Source organism: Kitasatospora sp. NPDC088742 (genome assembly GCF_055584905.1).
The window spans coordinates 109,528-122,852 of sequence record NZ_JBVJLD010000023.1; the positions used below are offsets into that span (position 1 = coordinate 109,528).

The following is a 13,325-nucleotide window of genomic DNA, read 5'->3' on the forward strand; positions in this document are numbered from 1 at the left end:
GGGTCCGCGACGTCGAAGGCGTGGCCACCGCTGGGGTGGCCGACGAGGTCGAGCGGGGTGCCCGCCGCCTGGGCGGCCGTCAGGAGGGCGTCGACGGCGGCGGCGATGGGTGACGTGGCGGCCGCGCGCGGCTGAGGACGGGCGGCACGACAGAACGGCCGGTCCGGGACCTTGCGCGCCCCGAGGAGCCGGTGGGAGCATCAGCCGCGCGCGATTGTGTTGTTTTAGCGGTCCAAACAAACAGATTCGATCAGATCCGGCGCGAGGACAGGACACCCCCATGAGCCCCCACCCCACCCGCCGCGGCATCCTCCGCACGGCCCTGGCCCTCGGCCCGGCCCTGGCACTCGCCTCGCTGCCGGAGTTCATCCCCCGTGCCACGGCGGCGAGTTCGGAACGGCCCGCGCTCGCGCTGGTGCCCGACGCCCAGGCGACGGCGCTGCGATACGCCACCCCCGGCACCGAGGCGCTGATCCTGGAGCAGGGCCTGCCGGTGGGCAACGGCCGGATCGGCGCGCTGGTCACCGGGGACCCCTCACGCGAGGCCTTCCACCTGGCCGACTCCTCGCTGTGGACCGGCGGGCCGAACACCACCCTCGGCTCCGACGGTCAATTCCCCTACGGCACCTCGGACTTCGGCACCATGGGGCAGCTCGCGCGGGCCTACCTCGACCTGCCCGCCCACACCGCCTCCGCCGTCACCGGCTACCAGCGCCGGCTGGACCTCTCCAACGGCCTGGCCACCGTCTCCTACCGGCTCGGGGCGGCCGCACACCGCCGCGAGGTGTTCGCCAGCCACCCCGACGACCTGATCGTGGTCCGGCTCACCCAGAGCGGGGGCGGCACGTACACCGGCAGCCTCACCCTGACCCCCACCCGGGGCGAGGCCGTGACCACCGACCCCGCCACCGCCTCGGTCTCCTTCACCGCCACTCTGCCCAACGGGCTGCGCTACGCCACCGTCCTGCGGGCCGTCGGCACCGGTGGAAGCGTCTCCGCCACCGGCGGCAAGGTGGTCTTCGACGGCTGCTCGGAGGTGCTGCTGCTGATCAGCGGCGGCACCGACTACGCGGCCGCGGCAGCCGGTTACCGCGACGCCAGCCGCGATCCGCTGGCCGTCGCGCGCACCGTCGCCGCCGCGGCCGCCGCAGTCCCCGGGGCTTCCCTCCTGGCCACCCACGCCGCCGACTTCCAGCGCCTCCAGCAGGGCATGACGGTGGACCTCGGCTCCTCCACCGCCGCCCAGCGGGCCCTGGACACCCCCGCCCGGCTGACCGCCCGGGCGGCCGCCGGCGCCGCCCCGGACCCCGAACTGGAGGCCGCCTACCTCCAGTTCGGCCGCTACCTGACCATCGCCGGTTCCCGCACGGGCCTGCCCGCCAACCTCCAGGGGCTCTGGCTCAACACCAACGCGCCCGACTGGATGAGCGACTACCACACCGACATCAACGTCCAGATGAACTACTGGCTGCCCGACCGGGCCGGCCTGCCGGAGTGCTTCGAGGCCTTCGCGGACTACTGCGTCAGCCAGTACCCCGCCTGGCGGGACTCCACCCTCAAGCTCTTCCAGGACCCGCGCAACGGCTTCCGGAACACCTCGGGCCGGGTGGCCGGCTGGACGGTCGGCATCTCCACCAACATCTGGGGCGGCAGCGGCTGGTGGTGGTCACCGACCGGCAGTGCCTGGCTCTCCAACTCCCTCTACGAGCACTACGAGTTCACCCTCGACGCCGCCTACCTCGCGAAGGTCTACCCGCTGCTCAAGGGCGCCTGCGAGTTCTGGCAGGCCCGCCTGGTCACCGTGACCGAGCCCGGCACCGGGCGCCAGGTGCTGGTGGACGACCACGACTGGTCGGCCGAGCACGGGCCGACCGACGCCCGGGGCATCACCTACGCCCAGGAGCTGGTCTGGCAGCTGTTCCGCAACTACCGGGCGGCGGCGGCCGCGCTCGGGCTGGACCAGGCCTTCGCCGCCACCGTGGCCGACCTCCAGGGCCGCCTCCACCTCCCCAAGGTGAGCGCCACCACCGGCTGGCTGCAGGAGTGGATGACCGACGCCAACCTCGGCGAGACGACGCACCGTCACCTCTCCCCGCTGGTGGGCCTGTTCCCCGGCGACCGGATCGACCCCGACACCACCCCGACCGACCTGCTGTCCGGGGCCACCAAGCTGCTGACCGCACGGGGCATGCAGAGCTACGGCTGGGCCACCGCCTGGCGCGCGCTGTGCTGGGCCCGGCTCCACGACGCCGACCGCGCCTACCAGTTGGTGACCACCGTGATGAGGCCCTCGGTCGACTTCTCCAACGGCAGCGGGATCAACCTCTTCGACATGTACAGCTTCGGCAACCGCTCCACCTTTCAGATCGACGCCAACTTCGGCACCCCGGCGGCCATGGTCGAGATGCTGGTGCACTCCCGCCCGGGCCTGGTCGAGCTGCTGCCCGCACTGCCGAACGCCTGGGCCGCCTCCGGCTCGGTCACCGGAGCGGGTGCGCGCGGCGGGTTCACCGTGGACTTCGCCTGGCGCGACGGGCAGGTCACCACCCTGACGCTGCGCAGCCGGGGCGGTACCGCGACCACCGTCCGGGTCGGCGTCTGGAGCCGGGACGTCACGCTCGCGCCCGGCGGCACCGTCACCCTCACCCCCGACCCGCTGGCCGTCCCGCCCTCCGCCCGGCTGGTCAACCGGCTGAGCGGCAAGGCCGTGGACGTCCCCGGCTCCTCCACCACCAACGGCACCGCCCTGATCCAGTGGCCCCGCACCACCGCCGCCAACCAGCGCTGGCGCACCGTCCCGATCGGCGCCGGTGCCTGGCAGTTGGTCAACGCCGCCTCCGGCCTGGCGATGGACGTGCAGGGCGGTGGCACCGCGAGCGGCACCCCCGTCGTCCAGTGGACCCCGGGGCAGGGCACCAACCAGCAGTGGCGGCTGGTGGACGCGGGCGGCGGGTACGTGAAGGTGGTCAGCGTGCGCAGCGGCCTGGTGCTCGGGGTGGCCGGCGGCTCGACCGCGGACTCCGCGGGCCTCCAGCAGCAGACCGACACCGCGGGGACCTCCCAGCACTGGCGCCTCGAACGGGCCTGAACCGCGCCGCCCCCGACGGCCCGTCAGGTCCGCGCCGGCGGTGTAGCAGACTGCTGGTGATCGAGCGGCCGTCCGGAGCGGCCGCGCCGGACGTCCTGCGAGGAGCACCGTCATGACCTTTCCCGCCACCGGCCGCCGTGTCCTGATCAGCGGCGCCTCCCGGGGTCTGGGCCGCGCGCTCGCCCGCGTCTTCGCCGCCAACGGGGACCGGGTGGCCGTGCACTACGGCTCCCGGGTGGAGGAGGCCCGGGCCACCCTGGAGTCGCTCGACGGCACCGGGCACGTGCTGGTCGGCGGCGACCTCACCGATCCGGCGGGGGCCGGGGCGGCGGCGGCGGGCGCGGCGGCGGAGGCGCTCGGCGGGATCGACGTGCTGGTGAACAACGCGGCGGTGAACACCCCGCACCCGCCGGCCCGCACCGCGTACGAGGAGTGGGTCGCCGCCTGGCAGCAGCACGTCTCGGTGAACCTGCTGGCCACCGCCCACCTCAGCCACCTGGCGGCCCGGCACATGATCGACCAGGGCGGCGGCGGACGGATCGTCAACATCGGTTCGCGCGGCGCCTTCCGGGGCGAGCCCGACCACCCCGCCTACGGCGCCACCAAGGCCGCCGTCCACGCGCTCGGCCAGTCGCTGGCCGTCGCGCTCGCCCCGCACGGCATCGCAGTCTCCTCCGTCGCGCCGGGCTTCTTCGCCACCGAGCGCGTCGCCGCCCGGCTCGACGGCCCCGAGGGCGAAGCCATCCGGGCCCAGAGCCCGTTCGGCCGGGCCGGCACCCCGGAGGAGATCGCGGCCGCCGTCCGCTGGCTCGCCTCCCCGGAGGCGGAGTGGTCCTCCGGCACCGTCCTCGACCTCAACGGGGCCTCCTACCTGAGGACCTGATCGGCCCGGTCGGCCGCCCTGCGGCGGGGGCGGGTCCCCCGGCTCCGACCGGTCCGCGCGGGCACGTATGATTCTCGCTTGCCCCAGCGACGCGGTACAGCACGGCGTGGTACGGGACCTCGGCCCTGAGGGGCCCCGTTAAGCACCCCCAGGGAGAAGTGAGGAATGCCAGTGATCTGCGTCGGAGGCATGATCGGCATCGGCAAGACCAGCGTGGCCGAGCTGCTCGCCAAGGAGCTCGGCAGCGAGGTCTTCTACGAGAGCGTGGACGAGAACCCGATCCTGCCGCTCTTCTACACGGCGAGCCCCGAGGAGATCCAGGCCAACCGGTACCCGTTCCTGCTGCAGCTGTACTTCCTGCAGACGCGGTTCGCCGCGATCAAGGAGGCGTACAAGCAGGGCGACAACGTCCTCGACCGCTCCATCTACGAGGACTGGTACTTCGCCAAGGTCAACCACGACCTGGGCCGGATCAGCTCGCTGGAGATGCAGGTCTACGAGGGCCTGCTCGCCGAGATGATGCGCGAGATCGACGGCCTGCCGTACCGCAAGGCGCCGGACCTGATGGTCTACCTGAAGGCGGACTTCGAGACGGTGCTGCACCGGATCGGGCTGCGCGGGCGCGACTTCGAGCAGGACGAGAGCCTGGTGGAGTACTACCGGACGCTCTGGTCCGGGTACGACGACTGGGTCAACAAGCACTACTCGGCGAGCGAGGTGCTGATCATCGACATGAACGACACCGACGTGGTGCACGTCCCGGAGGACGCCGCCCGGGTCGCCCAGCAGGTGAAGGACGCCCTCGCGGCGGTCCGTCAGCCCGTCTGACCGCTCGTCAGCCCGCAGCCGCCGTCCCCCGCGGGGACGGCGGTTTCGTGCGTCCGGGCCCGGCCGACGGCCGGACGGTGGCGAGGTGGCGGCGGGCGAGCAGGGCCGCGCCCAGCACCCCGGCCCGGCGGCCGAGGCGGGCGGGGCGGACCAGGGGCAGCGTGCGTCCCGCGGGCAGCCGCGCGGACAGTTCCGCCCGCAGGGCCTCGACGTGCGGCCGCCCGGCCGAGGCCCACTCACCTCCGATGACCAGCTGTCCGGGGGCCAGCAGCAGCACGCCCGGGACGAGCGCCTCGGCGAGGCCCGCCACGGCCCGGCCGCACACCCGGGTCGCGATCGGGTCACCGGCCCAGGCGCGACGGCGGACCTCGACGGCCGTGACCCCGGTCTCACCGGTGGCGCGGCGGTACGCGCGGCTGACGGCACGGTCACCGACCACCGTCTCCAGGCAGCCGACCGCCCCGCAGGCGCACGGCCCGCCGCCCGCCTCGGTCCTCAGGTGTCCCAGGTCCCCGGCCCGGGCCGGCCCGTCGTGGACCAGCGCTGCACCCACCGCCGTCCCGACCGAGACGAAGAGCAGCGAGCGGCGCGGGCGGCGGGCGGAGCCCAGGCTCTCGGCGAGGGCGCCGGCGCCGGCCTCGTGGCCGATGGTCACCGGGAGGCCGAGCTCCTCCGCGAGCCAGTGGCGCAGCGGGACCTGGCGCCAGCCGAGGGCGGTGGCGCGGACGCAGGTGCCGGTCGCCTCCGCGACGGTGCCGGGCACCGCGAGGCCCACCGCCGCCGGGGCGTGACGGCGCGTCAGTTCGGCCGCGTGGTCGAGGATCCGCTCGACCACCGCGTCCGGTCCCTCCTCCGCAGCGGTGTGCCGCAGCGCGGAGGCGAGCACGGAACCGTCCCCCGCCGTGACCACCGACCTGAGCCGGGTGGCACCGATCTCCAGCCCGATCACCACCGGCCCGACCGGCCCGACCGGCCCTACCGGCCTCGCGGGTACCAGTGGCACCCGGGCCGGCGGCACCTTCACCGGGCGGGTCCGGTGGCCTTCGCCCGGGCCTGGAGTTCGCCGAGGACCTTCGCCGGGTCGTCCAGTGCGACGCCGACGTTCTTCTTGATGTCGGCCGAGACCTTGTCCCAGCCGGTGTCGCCCAGCGGGTAGAAGGCGGCCTGCGGCAGCAGGGCGAAGAACGGTTCCAGGTCCTTGTGGGTGCCGCTGGAGTTCATCGCGTCGAGGGTGTCCTGGGTGACCGGCATCAGGTTGTAGAGCTCGTCGAAGGCGAGGGTGTTGTCGGTCGCGTACACGAAGTCCAGGAACTGCTTGATCTGCTCGCGGTGGCCGTTCTTCCGGAACGCCATCGTCCAGTCCGCCACGCCCAGGGTGGACTTGAGCGCGCCGCTGCGGCCGGGGATCGGGGCCACGCCGTAGTCGACCTTGCCGTCCCTGGCCTGCTGGATCAGCGAGGGGTGGCCGTTGAGCATCGCGGCCCGGCCCGCCGCGAAGTCCGCGAAAGCGGTCTTGCGGTCGGTGGCGGCGGGCTTGGCGTAGGTGAGCCGGGGCGTGACCAGGTTGGCCTTCAGCCACGTGAAGGTCTCGACGTTGGCCTGGCCGTCGAGGGTGTAGCCGCCTCCGTCGGCGATGCCGCCGCCGTTGCCCAGCTCCCAGAGGGTGCTCTCGGCCTGGGCCTCCTCGGGGCCGAGCGGGAGGGCGTAGGGGGTCACGCCCGGGACCTTCGCCTTGATCAGCTCGGCGGCCTTCCTGACGTCGTCCCAGCTCTTGGGGACCTCGGTGACGCCGGCCTTGGCGAAGACCGCCTTGTTGTAGAAGAAGGCGCGCGCCGAGGAGACGAACGGGATGCCGTACTGCACGCCGTCGACCTCGCCGGCCTTGGCGAAGGTAGGGAGGATCTTGCCCAGGGTGCTGCCGGAGAGCACCTCGTCGGCGCGGTAGAGCAGCTTGTCGGCGACCTTGTCCGCGTAGCCGCCGGTCTGCACGACGTCCGGCTGCTCGCCGTCGCGGATCATCGTCCTGACCCGCTCGTCGATGTCGTTCCAACTCACCACCTGGACATGGACCTTGACCTTCGGGTGGGAGTCCTCGAAGCGCCGGGCGAGGTCGCTCCAGTAGAGCTCGGAGCTGTTGGCCGCCTTGTCGCCGTAGTCGGCGGCGACCAGTTCGAGGGTCACCGGACCGCCCGAGGAGGTGCCGCCGCCGCTGCCGCAGGCGGTCAGGGTGAGCGCACCGATGGTGCCGCACGCCAGCAGGGTGAGGAGTCGCTCGTTCACGGCGAAGACGGCCTTCCACGATCATCTGCATGAACCTGATGGGAACGACGCACATTCAATCAGCTGTGCGCACGCGTGCCCATGCTCCGCACATCGCGATCCCATCACGGCAGATCACGACAGTTCACGACAGCCCTCTTGACGGGGACCGGCCAGACTGCCACGGTTTGCGCAAAACTGCGCTCGATTGCCACATATCACGCAGCTTTGAGCACCCCCATCCCCCACTGATGAGGAGTCACACCGTGAAGCGTCGTGACCTGCTGAGGGCTGGCGCCCTGGCCTCCGGTTTCAGTCTCCTGCCGCTGAGCGTGCGCGAGGCGCTCGCGCTCGAAGCCCCCACCGGCGGGCTCGGAGCGATCGAGCACGTCGTCGTCCTGATGCAGGAGAACCGCTCGTTCGACCACTACTACGGCACGCTGCGCGGGGTGCGGGGCTTCAACGACCCGGCGGCCGTCACCCTCCCGAACGGGAACCCGGTGTTCAAGCAGCCGAACGGCACCGGGTCCGTCCTGCCGTTCCGGGTCGGCGACCAGTTCCTCTCCGGGACGGCGCACGACTGGACCTCGGGCCACGCCGCCTGGAACAACGGCCGCAGCGACCAGTGGGTGGCGAAGAAGGGCACCCAGACCATGGCCCACTTCGACCGGGCCGCGCTGCCGTTCTACCACGCGCTCGCCGACGCCTTCACGATCTGCGACGCCTACCACTGCTCGGAGTTGGGGCCCACCAACCCCAACCGGCTCTTCATGTGGTCCGGCAAGCTCGGCTACGAACCCGGCAGCACCACCCAGCGCGCGGTCGGCAACGCGGCCTGGCAGAACCCCGGCCACACCGGCTACACCTGGACCAGCTACGCCGAGCGGCTCGAAGCGGCCGGCCGCAGCTGGAAGACCTACCAGGAGTGGGACAACTACGGCGACAACAGCCTCGACTACTTCACCACCTTCCTCTCCATCGGCCGGAAGGCCGTGGCCTACGCCCGGGACGACGCCGGCAAGGCCTTCCCGAACCTGGAGTACTTCCACTACGCGCTCCAGGCCGCCGCCCCCGCCCGGCAGACCCAGCTGCTCGCCCAGCTCGACCAGGGCCTGACCACCCTCACCGCGGCCGAACGCAGCCTGTACGACCGGGGCCTGGCCCGGCTGAGGCCCGGTCAGCTCGCCACCGCCTTCCGGGCCGACGTCGCGGCCGGCCGGCTCCCGGCGGTCTCCTGGATCGTGGCGCCGGAGAACCAGTCCGAGCACCCGGACTGGGGCCCGAACACCGGCGCCGAGCTGGTGAAGCAGGTGCTGGACGCCCTCGCCTCCACCCCGGAGGTGTGGAACAAGACGCTCTTCCTGCTCAACTACGACGAGAACGACGGCTACTTCGACCACGTGCCGCCACCCGCCCCGCCGGTCACCGCCAACGACGGGCTGTCCACCGCGGCGCTCGGCGACGAGCTCTACGGGAGCGAGGTGATCGGCCTCGGCGTGCGCGTCCCGCTGCTGGTGGTCTCGCCGTGGAGCCGGGGCGGCAAGGTCTGCTCCGAGGTCTTCGACCACACCTCGGTGCTGCGCTTCCTGGAGAAGTGGACCGGCATCGCCGAGCCGAACATCTCGCCCTGGCGGCGGGCCGTCTGCGGTGACCTCACCTCCGCCCTGGACACCACCCAGGCCACCGCCTCCTTCCCGAACCTTCCCACCCCCGTACCCACCGGCGGCCCGCGCGGGACCAACCCGGCCCCGCCCGCCACCCAGCTGACGCCCGGTCAGGAGCCGGGAGTGCGCACCGCCAGGCCGCTGCCGTACGACCTGGCCGTCTCGGCGAGCGCCACCGCCGCCTCGCTCGGGCTCACCTTCACCAACAACGGCACGGCAGGCGCCCACTTCTACGTGCACGCCAACGCCTTCCGCACCGACGGCCCGTGGCGCTACACCGTCGAGGCCGGCAGGTCGCTGACCGACACCTGGCAGGCCGGCACCCCCACCGGCGCCTACGACCTCACCGTGACCGGCCCCAACGGCTACGTCCGCCGCTTCGCGGGCAACCGGGTGACCGCCACCACCTCCGGCAACGCCAACCCCGAGGTCACCCTGCGGCACGACCCGGCCGCCGGTCTGGTCTGGCTGCGGATGACCAACACCGGCACCGCCGCCTGCACCCTGACCGTCCGCACCGACAACCGCGGCGGCGGCCCGTGGGCCTACCAGCTCGCCCCGGGCGCGAACACCGAGGACTACTTCTCGGCCGGCGGCGCGCTGGCCGGCTGGTACGACCTGACGGTGACCGCCTCCACCACCGACGGATTCGTCCGCCGTTTCGCCGGCCACCTGGAGAACGGCGCCGAGAGCATCAGCGACCCCACCATGGGCTCGGCCCAACTCCCCTGCACCGTCAAGTACTTCGACAGCCAGGAGCTCACCGGCGAGAACGGCGCCGCGGTCAACGCCGTCGACGGCAACCCGGCCACCCTCTGGCACACCCGCTGGTCCGGCACCGCCGACCCGCTGCCGCACGAGATCCAGCTCGACCTCGGCGCCGACCGCACCGTCACCGGCCTGCTCTACCTGCCCCGGCAGGACGGCGGCGCGAACGGCCGGATCGGGCGCTACGAACTGCAGTTGAGCAGCGACGGCAGCACCTGGGGCACCCCCGTGGCCACCGGCACCCTGGCCGACACCGCCGCCGCGAAGACCATCCGCTGCTGGCCCACCACCGCCCGCTACCTGCGGCTGCGCGCCCTCACCGAGGCGGGCGGCCGGGGCCCGTGGACCAGCGCCGCCGGCCTCGCCCCGCTCGGCTGGTAGGGGCGGCCCCGGGGCCTTTCTGCTCAGAATTGATTGAAACTGTGCTGCTGTAAGCACGTTCGAGCTCTTGACTGCACTTTTGGTGAATGATGTCATGCCCTGCGCAGCCCGCGATCCGGGCTGCATCCATCCCCCGTGGAGGACGTCGCATGCGCCGTAGCACAGAACGCTGGACACAACGATGGGGCAGGAGGCGGCCGTTGGCCGCCGGGCTGGTCGCCGCGATGCTGGGAGCGGTGCTCTCGGTGGCCGGCCCGGTGTCCTCGGCGGCGGCCGCCACCGCGGGCAACGCCACCGCGGTCACCCAGTCCGGGAACACCTACACCGTCACCGCGTCGACCGGAGCCAAGGCCCGGGTGGTGATCGCCCGCGCCGACATCTTCCGGATCTGGCTCTCGCCGACCGGTGCCTTCACCGACGACCCGGCCGGCGCCGACCTGGCCGTGAAGACGGACTTCGGCCCGGTGACCACGAGTTGGTCCGACGCCGGGAGCTACTTCCGGATCGACACCGCCTCGCTGACCATCCGGGTCAACAAGTCCCCGATGCAGTTCGCCGTCTACCGGGCCGACAACACCACCCCGGTCTGGCAGGAGTCCCAGCCCACCAGCTGGACCGGCACCCAGACCACCCAGTTCCTCGCCCAGGGAGCCGACGAGCAGTTCTACGGCACCGGGCTGCGCCTCGGTGAGTGGGCGCTGCGCGGCAAGACCGTGCCCATCTCGGTCAACAACAAGTGGCGCGAGAACGACAACGCCAGCCCGGCGCCGTTCTACATGTCGACCAACGGCTACGGCGTGATGCGCAACACCTGGGCGCCGGGCAGCTACGCCTTCAACTCGCCCGGCTCGTTCACCCACGACGAGAAGCGCTTCGACGCCTGGTACGTGGTCGGCGACTCGCTCAAGGGCGTGCTGAACGCCTACACCGACGTCTCCGGCAAGCCGTTCCTGGCACCGATGTGGGGCTTCGAACTCGGCAACGCCGACTGCTTCAACGCCTCCAATCCGGATTACCAGGGCGACCACACCCGGGCCCGGCACCAGACCACCCCCGACGTGGTGGGCTACGCGACCGACGCCCGCAACGCCGACATGCCCTCGGGCTGGTTCCTGCCCAACGACGGCTACGGCTGCGGCTACACCGACCTGAAGTCGTCCGTCGACGGCCTGAAGGCCAAGGGCTTCCAGACCGGGCTGTGGACCTCCACCGGCCTGTCGGGCATCGACAACGAGGTCGGCGTGGCCGGCAGCCGCGGCGTCAAGACCGACGTGGCCTGGATCGGCGGCGGTTACAAGTACGCCTTCGACGGCGTGAAGCAGGCCGTCAACGGCATCGAGAACAACTCCGACGCCCGGCGCTACGTCTGGACCGTGGACGGCTGGGCCGGCACCCAGCGCAACGCCGTGGTCTGGACCGGCGACACCTCGGGCACCTGGGACGCCATGCGCTGGCACGTCCCGGCCATCACCGGCGCGGGCCTGTCCGGCCTCAACTACGCCTCCGGCGACGTCGACGGGATCTTCGGCGGCAGCCCGAAGACCTACGCCCGCGACCTCCAGTGGAAGGCCTTCACCCCGGCGTTCATGACCATGTCCGGCTGGGGGCCGACCAACCCCACCGCCGGGTACTCGGACAAGCAGCCGTGGCGCTTCGCCGAGCCGTACCTGTCGATCAACCGCAAGTACCTGCAGCTCAAGATGCAGCTGATGCCCTACCTCTACACCGCGAGCCACACCGCCTCGCAGACCGGCGTGCCCTCCACCCGCGCCATGGTGCTGGAGTACCCGAACGACCCGGTCGCGCGCGGCAACCTGACCAGCGGTCAGTTCATGGCCGGCGACTCCTTCCTGGTCGCCCCGGTGGTCACCGACACCGCCACCCGGGACGGGATCTACCTCCCGGCCGGCACCTGGACCGACTACTGGACCGGCAAGGCGTACAACGGCCCGGGCTGGCTGAACGGGTACTCCGCCCCGCTGGACACCCTGCCGCTGTTCGTCAAGGGCGGTGGCATCGTGCCGATGTGGCCGAAGATGAACTACACCGGCGAGAAGCCGGTGGACACCCTGACCTACGACGTCTACCCGCGCGGCGACTCCTCGTTCACCCTCTACGAGGACGACGGCATCACCCGGGCCTACCAGAGCGGCGCCTCCGCCACTCAGGCGGTCACCGTCTCCGCGCCCACCTCGGGCACCGGCAACGTGACGGTCAACGTCGGTGCCAGCACCGGTAGTTACACCGGCAAGCCGGCCTCCCGCGGCTACCAGTTCACCCTGCACGCGGCCGCTGCGCCGAGCAGCGTCTCGGTGGACGGCACCGCGCTGACCGCGCTGGCCTCGAAGAGCGCCTACGACGCCGCCGCCAGCGGCTGGTACTTCGACGCCACCGACCGCTCCGGCGTGCTTCGGGTGAAGACCGGCAGCAAGTCCGGCGCCTTCTCGGTGACGGCCAACGGCCTTGCCGTGACGCCCGGTTCGGCCATCCCGTCCACCTCCGCCCCGATCTCCCAGGCGGGTTGGACCCTGGTCGCCGCCGACAGCCAGGAGACCTCGGGCGAGAACGGCGCCGCCACCAACGCCTTCGACGGCAACACCGGCACCATCTGGCACACCAAGTGGTCCGGCACCGCCGACCCGCTGCCGCACGAGATCAAGATCGACCTCGGCGCCCGCTACGACGTCGACGGCCTCACCTACCTGCCCCGGCAGGACGGCGGCGTCAACGGGCGGATCGGGAACTACGAGGTCTACGTCTCGGACAGCTCCACCAGTTGGGGCACGGCGGTCGCCACCGGAACCTTCGCCGACACCGCCGCCGCCAAGCCGATCACCTTCGCCCCGGTCACCGGCCGCTACCTGCGGCTGCGGGCACTGACCGAGGCGGGCAACCGCGGGCCGTGGACCAGCGCGGCGGAGATCACCGCCACCGGGAAGGCCACCCCGCTGCCGAGCAACGTGGAGCTGGTCAACGGCGCGTCCTCCAGCTGCGTCGACCTGCCGGGCAGCGCCACCACGGCCGGCACCCAGCCGACCCTCTACAGCTGCCACGGCGGCCCCAACCAGCGCTGGACCTTCCAGCCGAACGGGACCCTGACCGGTCTCAACGGGGTCTGCCTGGACGGCAGTTCGACCACGGTCGCGATCCAGGCCTGCACCGCGGGCACGGCCGGCCAGCAGTGGAAGCCCGGCAGCGGCAACTCCGTGACCAACGGCACCCGCTGCCTCACCCCCGCCGGAGCGGCCACCGCCAACGGCACCAAGCTCCAACTCGCCACCTGTGACGGGAGCGCGGCCCAGCGGTGGACCCCCACCCCGTGACGCCCCGCTGAACACCCGGCCGGTCGGCCGCGCCCTTCGTCCGGGCGCGGCCGGCCGGCCCGCCCTTTCCGCTTCTCTGCAACGGGAGTACGGAATGAAGTCGAGCACCACCGTGAGCCGCGTCCTCACCG

Annotated in this window: 7 protein-coding genes; 5 read left to right on the forward strand and 2 right to left on the reverse strand. The window is 72.3% G+C overall.

Annotation, left to right across the window (positions count from 1 at the left end):
* The first annotated feature begins 280 nt into the window (after positions 1–280).
* From ACZ6ZR_RS19710 to ACZ6ZR_RS19720, 3 genes are all read left to right on the forward strand, one after another.
* The gene (locus ACZ6ZR_RS19710; RefSeq protein ID WP_465643970.1) at positions 281–3,088 is read left to right on the forward strand and encodes a glycosyl hydrolase family 95 catalytic domain-containing protein; all 2,808 of its coding nucleotides are present in this window, start codon (positions 281–283) and stop codon (positions 3,086–3,088) included.
* A gap of 112 nt (positions 3,089–3,200) precedes the next feature.
* Positions 3,201–3,971 (forward strand): SDR family NAD(P)-dependent oxidoreductase, encoded by a 771-nt coding sequence (locus tag ACZ6ZR_RS19715; RefSeq protein ID WP_465643972.1) that lies wholly within the window; start codon positions 3,201–3,203, stop codon positions 3,969–3,971.
* 165 nt (positions 3,972–4,136) lie between these two features.
* On the forward strand, positions 4,137–4,799 hold the full coding sequence (locus ACZ6ZR_RS19720; protein ID WP_465643974.1) for a deoxynucleoside kinase: 663 nt from the start codon (positions 4,137–4,139) through the stop codon (positions 4,797–4,799).
* Between the two features lie 7 nt (positions 4,800–4,806).
* On the opposite strand, the gene ACZ6ZR_RS19725 is transcribed toward ACZ6ZR_RS19720, so the two are convergent.
* The gene (locus ACZ6ZR_RS19725; protein ID WP_465643976.1) at positions 4,807–5,802 is read right to left on the reverse strand and encodes an ROK family protein; all 996 of its coding nucleotides are present in this window, start codon (positions 5,800–5,802) and stop codon (positions 4,807–4,809) included.
* Between the two features lie 17 nt (positions 5,803–5,819).
* Positions 5,820–7,079, reverse strand: a complete 1,260-nt coding sequence (locus ACZ6ZR_RS19730) for an extracellular solute-binding protein (RefSeq protein WP_465643978.1) — start codon at positions 7,077–7,079, stop codon at positions 5,820–5,822.
* Between the two features lie 245 nt (positions 7,080–7,324).
* On the opposite strand from ACZ6ZR_RS19730, the gene ACZ6ZR_RS19735 reads away from it, so the two are divergent.
* Both ACZ6ZR_RS19735 and ACZ6ZR_RS19740 read left to right on the forward strand, forming a co-directional pair.
* Complete coding sequence (locus tag ACZ6ZR_RS19735) at positions 7,325–9,871, forward strand: phosphocholine-specific phospholipase C (RefSeq protein WP_465643980.1); 2,547 nt, start codon at positions 7,325–7,327, stop codon at positions 9,869–9,871.
* 200 nt (positions 9,872–10,071) lie between these two features.
* Entirely contained in the window at positions 10,072–13,194 is a 3,123-nt protein-coding gene (locus ACZ6ZR_RS19740; protein WP_465643982.1) for a TIM-barrel domain-containing protein, read from the forward strand.
* Positions 13,195–13,325 lie beyond the last annotated feature (131 nt).